13 protein-coding genes and 1 pseudogene are annotated in these 14,514 nt (G+C 45.1%); 1 reads left to right on the top strand and 13 read right to left on the bottom strand.

Annotated elements, in window-relative coordinates:
* Nucleotides 1-71 precede the first annotated feature (71 nt).
* The 7 genes and pseudogenes from mgtA to WC473_02420 all read right to left on the bottom strand — a co-directional run bounded on the left by mgtA (nucleotide 72) and on the right by WC473_02420 (nucleotide 8,831).
* Nucleotides 72-2,636: a magnesium-translocating P-type ATPase gene (gene mgtA, locus WC473_02450; GenBank protein MFA5124662.1), complete on the bottom strand. Its 2,565-nt coding sequence runs from the start codon at nucleotides 2,634-2,636 to the stop codon at nucleotides 72-74.
* A gap of 739 nt (nucleotides 2,637-3,375) precedes the next feature.
* Complete coding sequence (locus WC473_02445; GenBank protein ID MFA5124661.1) at nucleotides 3,376-4,734, bottom strand: hypothetical protein; 1,359 nt, start codon at nucleotides 4,732-4,734, stop codon at nucleotides 3,376-3,378.
* Nucleotides 4,735-4,762: 28 nt separating this feature from the next.
* Nucleotides 4,763-7,048, bottom strand: a complete 2,286-nt coding sequence (locus WC473_02440) for a polyribonucleotide nucleotidyltransferase (protein ID MFA5124660.1) — start codon at nucleotides 7,046-7,048, stop codon at nucleotides 4,763-4,765.
* Nucleotides 7,049-7,332: 284 nt separating this feature from the next.
* Nucleotides 7,333-7,599 (bottom strand): annotated as a pseudogene (rpsO, locus tag WC473_02435) (30S ribosomal protein S15).
* A 471-nt stretch (nucleotides 7,600-8,070) separates the two neighbouring features.
* Nucleotides 8,071-8,337 (bottom strand): hypothetical protein, encoded by a 267-nt coding sequence (locus WC473_02430; protein MFA5124659.1) that lies wholly within the window; start codon nucleotides 8,335-8,337, stop codon nucleotides 8,071-8,073.
* A gap of 12 nt (nucleotides 8,338-8,349) precedes the next feature.
* The gene (locus tag WC473_02425; GenBank protein MFA5124658.1) at nucleotides 8,350-8,643 is read right to left on the bottom strand and encodes a hypothetical protein; all 294 of its coding nucleotides are present in this window, start codon (nucleotides 8,641-8,643) and stop codon (nucleotides 8,350-8,352) included.
* 41 nt (nucleotides 8,644-8,684) lie between these two features.
* A complete protein-coding gene (locus WC473_02420) occupies nucleotides 8,685-8,831 on the bottom strand; it encodes a hypothetical protein (protein ID MFA5124657.1) in 147 nt (48 codons plus the stop codon).
* Between the two features lie 148 nt (nucleotides 8,832-8,979).
* On the opposite strand from WC473_02420, the gene lgt reads away from it, so the two are divergent.
* The gene (lgt, locus tag WC473_02415; GenBank protein MFA5124656.1) at nucleotides 8,980-9,765 is read left to right on the top strand and encodes a prolipoprotein diacylglyceryl transferase; all 786 of its coding nucleotides are present in this window, start codon (nucleotides 8,980-8,982) and stop codon (nucleotides 9,763-9,765) included.
* A 2-nt stretch (nucleotides 9,766-9,767) separates the two neighbouring features.
* On the opposite strand, the gene WC473_02410 is transcribed toward lgt, so the two are convergent.
* From WC473_02410 to WC473_02385, 6 genes are all read right to left on the bottom strand, one after another.
* Nucleotides 9,768-10,379, bottom strand: a complete 612-nt coding sequence (locus tag WC473_02410; protein MFA5124655.1) for a hypothetical protein — start codon at nucleotides 10,377-10,379, stop codon at nucleotides 9,768-9,770.
* 703 nt (nucleotides 10,380-11,082) lie between these two features.
* Complete coding sequence (locus WC473_02405; GenBank protein ID MFA5124654.1) at nucleotides 11,083-11,301, bottom strand: DUF167 domain-containing protein; 219 nt, start codon at nucleotides 11,299-11,301, stop codon at nucleotides 11,083-11,085.
* A 1-nt stretch (nucleotide 11,302) separates the two neighbouring features.
* Nucleotides 11,303-11,803 carry a YfcE family phosphodiesterase gene (locus WC473_02400; protein MFA5124653.1) on the bottom strand — a complete coding sequence of 167 codons (501 nt, stop codon included), beginning with the start codon at nucleotides 11,801-11,803 and terminating at the stop codon, nucleotides 11,303-11,305.
* A gap of 23 nt (nucleotides 11,804-11,826) precedes the next feature.
* Nucleotides 11,827-12,672, bottom strand: coding sequence for a deoxyribonuclease IV (locus tag WC473_02395; protein MFA5124652.1), 846 nt, complete (start codon nucleotides 12,670-12,672; stop codon nucleotides 11,827-11,829).
* A 141-nt stretch (nucleotides 12,673-12,813) separates the two neighbouring features.
* Nucleotides 12,814-13,743, bottom strand: coding sequence for an HD domain-containing protein (locus tag WC473_02390; GenBank protein MFA5124651.1), 930 nt, complete (start codon nucleotides 13,741-13,743; stop codon nucleotides 12,814-12,816).
* A gap of 129 nt (nucleotides 13,744-13,872) precedes the next feature.
* Complete coding sequence (locus WC473_02385) at nucleotides 13,873-14,487, bottom strand: ATP-dependent Clp protease proteolytic subunit (GenBank protein MFA5124650.1); 615 nt, start codon at nucleotides 14,485-14,487, stop codon at nucleotides 13,873-13,875.
* Between the last annotated feature and the right edge of the window lie 27 nt (nucleotides 14,488-14,514).

Raw genomic sequence — 14,514 nt, 5'->3', positions numbered from 1 at the left:
AATACAAAAACATCCGTCCAATGTGGCGGATGTTTTATAAACTTCAGTGTTAGCTAATGGTTGTCGATTGATTATTCGTATCCGTATTTTCTGATAAAGAGCATTTTAACTAATTGAGTCAAAGACAGGTAGAGGAGGCCCATGCCAAAAAGCAGAATGAAGTACAGTCCGGGTAAGGATTGGAATTGGAATAATTTGCCGACTGAAGTGAAGGGCAGGATGCAACCTAAGCCAACAACGCCCAGGGTGGCAAAAACTATGGCGCGGCTGGGACGGCTTTGCAGGAAGGGAATTTTGTTGGTGCGAATGACATAGATAATCAAAGTTTGGGTAAAGAGCGACTCTACAAACCAACCAGTGCGGAATAAGGCCGGATTAGCCGCGCCGTTAAAGACAAACCACATTAAGCCGTAAGTCATAAAATCAAACAAGGAGGAAATCGGCCCGATAATTAGAATGAATTTTTTGATGAAGCCGATATGCCAGGGGCGTGGCTTAAGTAGATAATCTTCATCCACATTATCCGTCGGCAAAGCGATTTGCGACAAGTCATACATGAGGTTGTTTAACAGGATTTGCGGTGGCAACATCGGTAGGAAGGGCAGAATCATCGAGGCGCCGGTTATAGAAAGCATATTGCCGAAGTTGGAAGAAGCGCCCATCTTGATATATTTCATGGTATTGGCAAAAGTCCTTCGTCCTTCTTTGATTCCGTCAGCCAAAACCAGCAAGCTTTTGCGCAGAAGAATCATATCCGCCGTTTCTTTGGCAATGTCTGCGGCATTATTTACGGAGATTCCTACGTCAGCGGCCCTTAAGGCCGGAGCGTCATTAATGCCGTCGCCGAGAAATCCCACTACGTGGCCATTTTCTTGCAGAGCCTGGATGACTCGTTCTTTTTGAAGCGGTAAGAGGCGGGCAAAGATGGCTTTTTCTTCCACTATTTTCTGCAGATCATCTTTGTTTAAACGTTCTATTTCTCCGCCGGTAATGACACCAGTGCCGTCTAATCCCACCTCTTCGCAAATTTTTTTTGTCACATATTCGTTGTCGCCGGATAGAATCTTTAATTTAACTCCCAACCCCTCCATTTTATTGATCGCTTCCTTAGTGCTGGCTTTGGGCGGATCCAGGAACGAAGCAAAGCCGTGAAAAATAAGATCGGTTTCATCTTGCTGACTGAATTTCTTCTGCCGTTGATCGGTTTCCTTGTAGGCTACGGCCAGAACGCGGAAGCCGTCTTGGCTTAACTTATCGTATTGTTTCCTCAGTTGTTTGATTTTTTCTTTTCCTAAAATATATTTGCGTCCGTTCAGGTCATAACTGTCGCAACGCTTGATTATTTCTTCCGGCGCTCCTTTGGCGACTAATCTGTTGGTTTTGCCGTCCCCAATAATTATTGAAACGATGCGACGCTCAAAGTCAAACGGCACCTCGTCGATTTTTTTCAGGCCGGATTTTTTGAATTTATGGTGTTTAATGATCGCCCGATCCAAGAGATTGTTCAGGCCGGATTGAAAAGTGCTGTTAATCCAGGCGTCGTGTAAAATCTCTTCTCTTTCTTTGCCCTCAATATCCGAGTGTTTGATCAGGATGATTTCGTCCATGGTTAAGGTGCCGGTTTTATCGGTGCACAAGACATCCATGGCGCCGAAATTTTGGATGGAGTCCAGGCGTTTGATGATGACCATTTTTTTGGCCATAGCCATGGCGCCTCGCGAGAGATTGACGGTAACTATCATCGGTAACATTTCCGGGGTCAGGCCGACGGCGACAGCCAGTGAGAATAATAATGAATCAACAAAGTTACCTTTAAATAAGGTGTTAACGACAAAAATAAAAGTCATCAAGACGAAGATTAATTTGATCATCAGCCAAGTGAAGTCCCTAATACCCCTATCAAAGGCGGTCTCCGGTTCATTGGCGACTACGTCAATAGCCAACTTACCAAATTCAGTGTTGGCACCGGTAGCAATCACCAAGCCGCTGCCCGTGCCTGAAGCTACGCTGGCGCCCATTAAGGCGATAGTCGGCAGATCATAAATCGGGGTGTTGGGCTTGGCCGGTTTGGGCGGAGCATCCCACTTTTCCATAGGGAAAGACTCGCCGTTTAAGGTTGATTGGTTAAGAAATAGGCTGTTAGTTGAGATGATTTTAAGATCGGCCGGTATCATATTGCCGGCGTAAAGGTTGACTACATCCCCGGGCACTAGATCTTTCAATGGAATTTTAACTGTTTTTTTATTGCGAATAACCTCAATATGCAACCGGACCATGGCCTTGAGCTTAGCGGCATTCTTTTTCGCCCTGTATTCCTGAATAAATGACAGGACTATGCCTATAAGCGCCATTGTTATAATAATGATAGCGGAGATTTTTTCACCTAAGAAATAAGAAAAGGCGGCCACTATCAAGAGCGTGATTACTAATGGACTTAATATTTTCTTACCCAACTCCCAAATCAACTTGCCCTTCCCCTCGCTGGCGACAGTGTTTAAGCCGTAGATTAGGCGACGCTTAGATGCTTCCAGGCGAGTCAAGCCGGAGAGGGAACAATCTAATTCGGCGGCGATTTTTTTCGTCGATAGGGAATCTAATTCGTTTAATTTTTTATTGTTAAATATTTTTCCCGCCATAGTGTTGGCTATGATTATATTTTATCATAAAAAAGGTTTTTTACCCTAAATTTTTTGAATAAAAAAAGGGGCGCAAGATTCGCAACCTTAAATTATTACTTATGGTTGGCTTGCGCCCACTGAGATCCGGTGCTCAGTACTCATTTCCGCCTGCTTGATGAGTAGGCGAGAATAAATAATCCGAATATCGGAGTTTTAGCCGTAAGTCAAATGGCTATGCTTTTTACCCGCGAAGCGGCGAGCACAATTGCTCTTTGTGGAATTGTTGGACGCCTGGAAAGTGCGAACTGTCATGATAAATAAGGAAAGGGGAGCGGGTTGCTACGTTGTAAAGTTCGCGGACGCGAAGGTGAGACTTATGTCCCTTCATCATGCGCCTAACAGATAAAAAGCAGAAAGCTGGTTTTAAGATATGAATCTATGGAGATATTTAGCTGTGAAAGCCAAGAGAGGTTTATATTTGGCTTATTTGAGCTGACTTATCTTTATTGCCAGGTTTCTATATCTGTGGTCATTATTATGACCCTAATGTGCGTTGGAAGCGTTCTCTTTGCCTCCTGTTGATATTATATCAGTTTTTGACAACGTGGTCAAAACTTTGGCAAGTATAAATAAAGTGTTTTAATTTAGCTAAAAAATAATGTGACGCTAAAAGAATTAAATATTTTATTATTATAAATAGTAATTTTTCATAAAGTTATACACAACTTATCAACAGCCGTTATCGTTTTATAGTTTTTTAGTAGATTATTACTCTGTTACCCTTGGCTTCCAGCCAGTTGAAATCGGTCAAAATAGGGCCGACATAGATTTTAAAGGCTTGCAGATTTATTTTTAGATAGTCTTTGTCGTCCAACATCCAAGATGTTTGCCAGGAAAGGTTGTTTCCCGCTTCCAGGCCGTCATTTTTAGCCGAATAAAACAAAACAAACGACTGGTCGGAGTTGGTAAAGAAATGTTTGCCGTCTTCGGTACTTGATTCTCGCGGTTCGCCACCGCTTAAAAGTTCCATAACCGGCGTACCATCGCTTAGATAGATTGTTTTGGCTTGGGGTTGGCGGCGAGAAACAAGCTTTTTCATTATAGACCCGATTTTTTCAGTGTCGGTGGCAGATAGGGTTGACTCGGCGGATAAAAATAAAGCCCAGTCATAATCGTTTAGCAGGTCTTCGCCGGAAGCTGGTCGTGATTTGGCCATTACCATTAGCGGTTCGTCGGTTAGTTGGCTCCAGAGGGGATCAGTCAGATCAAAACCGTATGATTTTTTAAGTTGAGCGGTAATTTTTTCTTGGAACTGATAGTCTTTGGGCAAAGAGGAAGAAACGGTTTTGTACCACTCTTGCCAAAATTTGGTCGGTTCAGACAAAACCATAATCAAGTCGGCGTTGTTTTCATCCTTAGGCAGTTGCTTGGACGAAGTTATGGGCCAGGATAACAAGGGAAAGGAATATTGATCCCCGACTAAGTCAATGGCGGAGCCGGAAAGCTTGCCGTGCCAAGATAAGCCACCCTGATTGGTTACGGCCAAAGAGATTATTTTTAGCATTTTAGGGCTATTGCCGGTTTGCGGTCGCAGATAAACCGTGATATCCCGCGGACGATTAAGTTTATCGTGGAGTTTTAGCGGGGATAGCAATGAATTTGTTTTAAGCGATTTTAATTTTTCTTGATTGTCGGCAATCGCGAAAATTTTGCCGAAACGCCGATAAGGGACATTTTTTTGCGCTAGATGATCCTGAACTTCCGAGATCTTTTTGGCGTCAAATAATAGAAAGCAAAATTGATTATTATTGTCTACTAAACAAACTTGGCCCAAGTTAGATTTGAGCCAGTGGCGATTGAAATCGGTTAGCTGATAGTCGGCTAAGAGCCGGTCAATTATTTTTAAGCCGGAAAATGATTTTTCCGCCGAGCTAAGATTGAGAGACAAGTAAAAAGTGGCGTTGGGCCGGACAAATTTAGCCAACTTGTCATTGCTGTCTAAGCTGTTTAGCAGGTTTATTAGAATAAATAACAAAATAAAACTTACCGAAATCCCGGCCAGAAGCCGGGATCGGTAAGAGAGCTGTTTTAGCTTGACAATAAGCAAAGCAATCATTCGGGAGTGTATTTAATCAGCTATAATATTAGCGTCTGAAACCGCCGCGGTCATTGTCGCGTCGTTCCCGTCCACCAAAGCCGCCTCGTCCGCGATCGCGACTGAAACCGCCTCGTCCGCCGGGACGATCGCCACCACCGCTGCGCGGTCGGCGTGTGTCTTCGGTCGGATTATAATTCGGATCAGCTTGTTTGACTGACAGGTTGATTCTTCCCTTGTCATCAATCTCGGTAACCTTGACGGTTAATTCGTCGCCGATATTGGCAACATCGGTTATTTTGTCCACGCGGTTGTTGGAAAATTCGGAAATATGCACTAAGCCGTCTTGGCCAGGCAGAATTTCCACGAAAGCGCCGAAGTCCATAAGGCGGACGACTTTGCCTTTATAGATCTCGCCCGGTTCCACTTCTTTGACCAGGCCTTCAATCCAGGCCACGGCCTTGTCGATGCCTTCTTGGCCGACGCCGGTGATAGCGACAATGCCGTCATCATCAATATCAATCTGGACGTCGCATTCCTCAATGATTTTATTAATAGTTTTACCGCCGCCACCAATAACTGCGCCGATCTTTTCCGGATCAATGCGCAGGCAGATAATGCGAGGCGCATAAGGCGACAGGCCGGAACGCGGTTCAGGTATGGCCGAAGTGATTACGTCCAATATTTTCAAGCGCGCTTCCTTGGCGCGAGCCAGGGATTCAACGCATAAATCCAGGGAAAGCCCGGTGGTTTTGGTATCCATTTGAATGGCGGTAATGCCGTCTCTGGTGCCGGTAACTTTAAAATCCATGCCGCCGGGGCCATCTTCAAAATCCTGCAGATCAGTGATTACTTTATTGCGTTTGCCATCGGAGGCTAGGCCCATGGCGATTCCGGCCACCGGCTTTTTGATGGGTACGCCGGCATCCATTAGAGCCAAGGTAGAACCGCAAGTGGAGGCCATGGAAGAGGAGCCGTTAGAACCCATAACTTCGGAGACGACTAGAATGGTATAAGGGAAGCTTTCCTTGTCCGGTAAGACCGGGATCAAGGCTTTTTCGGCCAAAGCGCCATGGCCGATTTCACGGCGTCCGGGCGAACCGAAGCGACCCGGTTCACCGTAAGCGAACGGGGCGGAGCTATAATGGTGGATGTAGGTTTTTTTAGTGTCATCCTGGGTCATTTCATCCAAGATTTGGGCATCGCCGGGCGCGCCCAAAGTAACGACAGACAAGATCTGGGTTTCACCGCGTTGGAATAAACCAGTGCCATGAGTGCGAGGTAAGATGCCGACACTAGAGGATAAGGGTCTGATATCAGTAATACCGCGGCCATCGATTCTTAGGCCCTTGTCCAAGATGGCTTTAGTCACTTCATCTTCCAAGTATAAATCAAAGTTGTCTTTAACATAAGCGATGACTTCTTCGTGCGTCTCCTTAGCCTTCAATTGTTCAATAAACAAATCCAACAGCTTTTCGGCCACGGCTTTGCGCTCGCGTTTGGTGCCCTTGGGTTGATTGAAGAGGTATTTGTCAAGTTGCGGAGCGAAGAATTTTTTGGCTTCTTCAAAGGCGGATTTTTTTTCAGCCAAAGTCACTTCCATATTAGCCCAAGCGGCTTCCACCAGCTTGGCCTCGTCCTTCTTCTCCAGCCCGATTTCTTTTCTGATACTTTCGATGAAATCCAATAACGGTTTGATTCCTTTAAGTCCGAAATCAATGGCTTTGGCCATGTCGCTCTCGGTGATTTCTTTGCCTTCAGCATCAATCATTAATACTTTGTCATAGCCGGCGGAGAAAACCAGTTTGAAATCAGACTCTTTCAACTGGGCTTCAGTTGGATTAAGAATTAATTCGTTATTAATGCTTCCGACGCAGACGCCGACCAGGGGGCCGTGCCAGGGGATGTCGGAAATATGCAGCGCCAGGGAACCGGCAGTAATCGCTAGGACATCAACGGAATTTTCTTCATCATAAGACAAGACGGTAGTGGCGACCTGCACTTCATGGCGCATTTCCTGATTGAATAACGGGCGAATGCCGCGATCAATCATGCGACCGTCCAAAATGGCGTTGTCGGTCGGGCGCCCGTCGCGTTTGACGAACTTGGAGCCCTTGATCTTGCCAGCCGCATACATTTTTTCCACCATTTCAACTTGTAACGGAAAGAAGTCAATGCCCATTCTCGGCTCTTTGCCCATGACGGCGGTGGCCAGGATAACGGTTTCACCATAGGAAACCAAGGCCGCGCCATTACATTGGTGAGCCAATTTGCCGAGTTCTACAGTCAGAGTCCTGCCGCCGAATTCGGTCTGGAATTTTTTGTTGGGAAGCATAAGTTTCGGTCCTTTCTTGTTAGGAACCGAGAGAGATTTATTTGAAGGAAAAGCCGGCTAACTGAGTCAGTTTTTCTTTCAAATAAATAATCTCCTTGTCTCGGCTCGTTAAGTTAATTTTTAAAAAACAAACTTGGTACAAAACGCGGGGCGCCGAAAAACCGGCGTCCCGCGCATCATAATTATTCTTCAACAGTTTCCGTTTCGGTCTTAGTCTCCTCGCCCAACTCTTCTTTGACCTCATCTTCCAGAAGTTTGGAAGTCAGCTCTTTGCGTTTGGCGATCTTCAGTTTCAGCCGTTTGACCAATTCATCAAAGCCAGCGGGATTCTCCCTCTCCAGGTAACGCAATAGTCTGCGTCTCTCGGCCACCTTGCGCAATAAGCCGCGGCGGGAGGAAAAGTCCTTTTTGTGGGCTTTCAAATGTTCAGTCAAGCTTTTAATCTCTTCGGTCAAGAGCGCAATTTGCACTTCCGAGGAGCCGGTGTCGTTCTCATGAACAGCGAATTTTTTTATAATCTGCTGTTTCTTTTTTTTGTCGATCATAGTGATGACTTATGTCGCGTAATTCCCAGTACTTGTGTGCTCTGCTAAATGGCAGAAACCGGGGTTGCCGGCCCTCCGGCACCGGAAATTCGCCTTAATAATTAGTGTTTTCATTATATATGATTTAAAGAGAAATGTCAATATCCACTGCCATCACCGCGGAGGCAGGAATTCAGGCTATCTCGTCATTCTGAATAAAACAAATAGTTTCAAATTCCTTTCACTATACCTTTCTCTATGAGAAAGGTATTTCCAAAGAGTCGCGAGCGAAGCATAAATCATGGCTAAACTTTATGCTTCACTTCTGAAAATTTCCTGACGCCCTGCTTGCAGAAATTTTCTAGTCGTTCTCGCATAAAGTCGCACAAGATTTTGTTATGCTCGCATTTAATTGAATCCAATATAATGAAATATGAAGAAAAGTAAAATCCCCCGCGAAACGCGTTCGCGGAGGATTAAGAAAGAACTTGTTCATTTTCAGATCGTCAGATTGCTGGGCCAGCCGATCAGGGGGTAGATGATCCATTGCCAGATGAATTTATTGGCGCGGGCGTTCTGCAAATCTTTACGCAATTGCAGGCCTATCTCTTTGGGACGGCCACATCTGTCACAATTATTGTCACTCCGCCACAATTCTCTCCCGCAGACGCATCTTGGCAGTGGAATCATTTTTCCGCCACAATTACTACAAAAGTTAGGCGAGCCTGCAGCTGGTTGGTTGCAAGATGAGCATCTTTTTGCCATTACCCCATCCTCCTATTCTGTTGTTGTTTTACGACTGTTTGCTTGTGTCTTGTGTTGTAACTCGGTTTGCGACCCAATGGCTCCGCCCCTCACGAGACGGGCGAAGTAATTCTCGGCGGTAGCCACGGCTTTCTTCCCGTGCTGATGCAGAAAAGTCCGCACATAAAAACTGACCGCCTGTTTCTCACTGTAAGCTTGGATGACCAGTGGTTCGCCCTTGTGGTGAATCCTCCGGCCTTGCCTGGCTTCCCAGTCTTTCCAGTAAATCCAAAAGGCTGATTTTCCGGGCCGCCTGGTAAGACGCAACTGCTTTTTTCTTGGCATTTTCTTCAGTTCCCGTTCAGTTGTCAGTACGGATCAAGTTCGCCGTTTAGTTCCATCTCTCCCTCAATAAATTTTTTATATACCGTAGACGGTTGCCCGCATTCCGGGCAGAAATCACCGTTAATGTTATCGGCATTGTCGTGGCAAACCCGGCACGTTTCTTTTGGCATTGGGTATTCTCCTTGGTTTGTTGAGTCAGTATCCGTGGCATCATTAATTATAGTGATTTAAGGAACTTCTCCTAGAATCATCAATATATCATCATAGCACACTTTAATTTTTTTGTCAATAGGGGGGTGTGGATAGTATAATGAAGATATGTTTATCCACTATTTTACACCCAGCAGGATTATTTTCTCTCTTGGCCCTATTAATATCTATTGGTACGGCCTGATTATCGCTTTAGCCATCTTGCTTTGCCTGGCTACAGCGATTTATCTATTGCGTCAGCGGGGTGATAAATCCGAAGATATTTATGAGTTGACTTTTTGGACGGTTATCGGGGCGGTTATCGGGGCGCGTTTATATGATGTGCTGGTTGTTGATTGGGTTTATTTTTCTCGGCAGCCGCAGGAGATTATCGCTGTCTGGCAGGGAGGAATGGCAATTCATGGCGCTATCATCGGTGGGGTCCTGGTTTTGGCGCTCTGGTGCTGGCGAAAAAAGCAGGCGGTTTGGCCGTGGTTGGACTTGAGCGCCGTAGTCCTGCCATTGGGTCAGGCGTTGGGTCGCTTCGGCAATTGGTTTAATCAGGAATTATTCGGCCGGCCTACAAATTTGCCTTGGGGTATTCCCATACCGGAGAGCTTACGGCCGGAGCAGTATCTGTCTAGCCAGTATTTTCAGCCTTTATTTTTGTACGAATCGCTGTTGAGTTTGGGTTTATTTTCGTTATTGTTTTTTTCTTTCAAAAAAAAGCTGTTCCAACCTGGCCAGTATTTGGCATTGTATCTAGCCGGCTACGGCTTGATTAGGTTTGTGATGGAGTTTTTGCGGTTTGATGCCACGGCCATGATTTTTGGTTTTCGTTGGCCGCAGGTGTTCAGTCTCGCCCTGATCATAATCGGCTTAGCCATATTTTGGAGAAAGAAAAAAGACGCGTAAGTTTACGCGTCTTGTGCTTGTTGATCTGCCGGCGGCTGTTTCTGCCGTCTTTTTTTGTATTCCTCATAGTCCCAATCAGGATCAAAGTCAGAGAGCCTGTCTCCATCCGCCAGAACAGCTTCTCGCACGTCAATATCGCCATAGTCAAGGATTCTCAGGCGGTTATTTTCCAAACAGAAGTTTTCCGGACTATCAAAATTATGTTCCCCCTTTGCTCTTGGTGATAGTGCCTTAAACTGAAAGTAAGGAACGCTTTTAGTAGTTAGCGGCGCTGAAGCTATTTTTTGGATATTGAATAAACCAAAAAAAGAAAAATAAGTCGGCTGCAGCAGAGGGTGCTTAGTCTTTAAGTAAAACCGGAATTCTTGCCAGTTGGCATTAATCCCTCTAAATAAATGATGGCGAAAGGAATCCCCGTGTTGGGAGTCTATGGTTAGCTGATACTTAAACCAATACCAGACATATCCCTTAATCTCCCAAGGTTCAATGAAGAGGCGATCTAATCCTTTAAAAAGATTAATCTTGGCGATTTTTATGGCGATACCCAAGCAAGGAATCAGAACAACGAATCTGGTGTACCCTTGTTTTAAGAAGCGTCTCTGTTTAAGTTTCATTTTTTTTGCCTCCGTGTTTGACGTTGGTTTTAAGGTACTTAATGTTCTTGATGGATAAGTTTAACATAACCACAAAAAAAAGCAAGCCCCTTAAGTGAGGGACTTGACTGGCAATAAACATGGTTCCGCGGGCCAAAAAGTTGCGCCACTCGGGCTGATTGGGCTAGGCAAGAAAATTCTTATTAGCATTGTTCGAGTCGAAACCCAAACGAAACTGATAAGGAATTCCCATGCTTGTCGTGCCTAGCCGGAACAGCCCGCCTGGCAAACCGCGACTCCAGAAGAGTTGCGGCGAAATAAAAACTTTCTCAAAGTTTTGTTTAATGGAAGGTGACAAATTTTGAAGATGTTCTTACACCAAGCGAAGCTTGGCTGGCCCGCAGAACCGCATTTACTGCCGGAGTTACTGCAGACAAAGAAAATATCCAAAGGTAAATTCCGAGCCAAAAGCCGAGAAGATCCTCTGCATAATTCCTATGCTTGTCGTGCCTGCAGAAATTCCAGCATTAAATTCAACATGCGCAATAGACTATTGTATCAAATTTTTTGCCCAAAGTCAATAGCTCGGTTCAAAAAGTTTTTTATTAAAACAAAAAATAGCTAAAATTAGCTAATCTTTGTTTAATGCCACTGAATTTTGTGGTGCTTATTAATATTATACCCCCAAACCACTCCTGAGGGCAAATAGGGGCTATAGTGAGGCCTAGCCGACAGTTATAACCTTGGTTCGAGCGGTCTTGCCGGTTTTTATTTGGATTAGACTTTTGGCCACCTTGAAATATTCGGCCAAAACCTTTATTACCGCTTTGTTGGCTTGGCCTTCCTGCGCCGGAGCGCGGACGCGTATTTTATAAATCGAGTCGGTTATTTTTTCTACCGACTCGCATTTGCTATTAGGTTTGACTTCAACGAGTATTTGCATATCAAAGCAGTTCCAGGACTTTTAATTCAATGTTTTTTGTCGACGTATCAAGTACCGCGAAAGTGGCTTTCTGGAATAATCCGCCCAAAGTTCCGGGGTTGGCCAGCTGACAGCCGTTTTCCAGCGTCTCCATCCAGGGTTTATGATTGTGACCGTAAAAAACCATTTGATATTTCTCGGTAGTCGCCAAGGCTTTAGCCTCGTCCGGCCGATGACAGAAAGCCATATTGATGTTATCAATACTGATTTCTCCCTGGTCGCCGTAGCATTTGGTGTTAGCAAATTTTCCGCAGACTTGCGGCAACAGCTCGCGGTCGGCCACATTGCCGAAGACGCAATGGAAATCAATTCCCGCCGGGCCGAATAATTCCGCAATCAGGGATGGCGCGGCGATGTCCCCGCAATGGATGATTTTTTCTATTTTGTTTTCTTTCGCCCAAGACAGGAATTTTTCCGTGTTGACGACGTTGTCATGGGTGTCGGAGATAATGGCGATTTTCATAATTTTTGATGTTGGCGGGATTTTTATTTTCTCATTTTTTTTAAAATTTTTAGGTCCTCAGCTAGTTGTTCATCGTGAGGCGTCTCCAGAATCAAATTAATTTTTTGCTGTTTGGCGAATTGGACGATGGCTCTAAATCCTTCCAGTCCGATGAGGCCTCGGCCGATATGTTCGTGCCGGTCTTTGTGACTGCCTAATTCGGTTTTGGAATCATTGGCATGAATGAGTTTGAGCCGTTTTAGTCCCAGGATTTTATCAAGTTTCTTGAAAGTTTCTTTAACCGCCTTTTCCGTCCGCAAATCATAGCCGGAAGAGAAGGCGTGGCAAGTGTCAAAACAGACGCCGATGTCGTATTTTTTGAGCCGTGGCGAATCAATAATCTTGGCGATCTCCTCAAAAGTGTCGCCGATAACCGCTCCTGCTCCGGCTGACATTTCAATCAAGAGTCGTGTCGGGCCCTTATAGCCGGTTAAGATTTTTTCCAATCCTTCAATTACTTTTTTCATTCCCGCTCCCCCCCCCAACTCCTTGGCGCTGCCCAGGTGCGCCATCATATATTTGACGCCCAAAAGCGAACCGCGTTCCAATTCTTCGCGCAGGGCGCTGACAGAACCGTAATAAACATTGTTTTTGGCCGAAGCCAGATTAATGTAATAAGGGCTATGGATATAACTTTCCAACCTGTATTTCCGGCAGTTAGCTTTAAAATCGGTAATCGTTTGTTTCGTCAGATCTTTGGTCGGACCGCCTTGGGGCGAACGGGAAAAGAATTGAAAACATTCGCAGCCGGCTTTTTGGGCGCGCAAGGGAGTATGGGCGATGTCGATGGCGGCGGAGATATGCGCGCCGATTTGCGGATATGCAGGCATAGAATTGGCTTGATTGCTAAGTTAATTTTAATGTTTTTCAGGGATTAAAGCAATCCCTTTTTGACATCCCACTAGAGAAAGTTACGTTTAGAAATAAAAAACTCCGACAAAGGTCGGAGTTTTTAAAGTGCTAAGGATCGGTCAGTCAAAATAGAAAGGAATGCCCAGATGCTCGTGGCCGCGTTTGATGATTCCATGGATTTCCAAGATTTGTCCGGCGCTTAAGTTTTCCTCATCGCGTGCTTGTCGGATCAATTCCTGGAAAGCGTCAAACTTTCCTTTGGCCCATTGAGCGTAAGCCTCAGCCGTTTCCCGATAAAAGAAATCTTGCGGTTGGAGCAGGAATAAATTAAAGGCGTAACAAACCATATCGCGCTTGCCGTTGTGGCGGGAAAAATCAAATCGGACATCATCAGTTATGTCGGGATCGTAAAAAACAGTTTTGTATTGTCGGCCGGATTGATAGTAACGATGCATTTCCTCGGCCGGAGCGATTGAGGTTGTGTCGGCTAAGCGAAATATTTCAGCCAGCGGTTCAATGAAGAATATTTCCGGAAATTTCACGCCGTCTATTTTCGGCTTAAGATAATCGTGATTGGCAATCAGGTTGTACAATCGCTGAGACATCATCGCCACTTCTTCATCTTCATCGTCCATGAAACAGCATCTCGCCAAGTTAGCGCCGAATTCCTGATGTTCTTCAAAAGAAAATCCCAAACATCTGCCAAAATCATGCAATGCCGCCGCCCAGGTTAATAGCGCTTTAATTTTTTCTTCGCCCCCCTCCGGAGTTTCATCAAAAGTCATGTGCAGACAATGCCGTTTTAACAAGGGGAATTGCTTTAGTAACTCCAAGGCGCGATTATAGACAAGAAGAGAGTGCTTGATACCATGGTGATTGTTATGCCAAAAGCCATTGACCGTTGTCGGTAGAATATCAATGAACTGCAATTTGTATTTTTCAATGGTAGTGATGTTTTCCAAGCCGATTAGAATGCGATGCATCAGATTGTGCTCGTTAAAGTCGTTCCAGTCAATATAAAATCTGGCCAATTGCGGTTTTCTAAGCATTTATTGTCTCCTCTGTTAATTTTAAGGTTCTTGCTGATGTGCCGATTCTATCAGACCGGCGCGATTAAGTCAAACAAAAACCGGATTACTGCAAAGGCAATCCGGGTCGTTTAAGGTTTAATCCAAGGTTCAATCGGGAAGATTCGGTCGGACCGGCCGTTGATCGGACAACTCATTTAAGTTTTCCAGTATGCCGTCGGCCAATCCGAGAACGATAGCTTCATCGGCTGTCAGATCATTCCCCGCATCCAGCAAGGCTTCTATTTCTTCCGTGGATTTGCCCCGGATTCGGCCGGCGATAATATCAATGAATTTTTGCCTGGATCCTTTCAGATGGGGATAAATTTTTTCCATTAAGGTGCCGTCTTCGAACATGTGGAACTTTATTCTGGTATCGGGGGCGGGATTAGGATTATGGACCAAAATGGTTGAATGAGGCAAAACTAATCGACGATCGCAGGCTTGCAGAATTATTGCAGCCATGGACTGGGCAAAAGCAATTACCACGCCGGTTTTCTTTCCGGGATAGGCTTTAAGCATGTCATAAATTTCTAGGCCGCGTTCCACGCTGCCGCCGGTGGAAGTAAAAAGAATCATAATATCAGGCGCGCCTTCAGTGATTAACCAAGAGAAAGCGGTTCGGATATAATCGCCCATTTCCGCGTCTATGTCTCCGGAGATTTCCAGTATTCGTTTTTTTAATAGGCTTTCCAATACTGGCGATGGCAAAGAGAATCCAATCATAACCCCTCCTTCCTGTAGATTTCAGTT

Source organism: Patescibacteria group bacterium (genome assembly GCA_041650895.1).
Taxonomy (GTDB): Bacteria; Patescibacteriota; Patescibacteriia; order 2-01-FULL-39-33; family 2-01-FULL-39-33; genus CAISTG01.
This window is presented reverse-complemented; position numbering and strand designations above follow the sequence as displayed.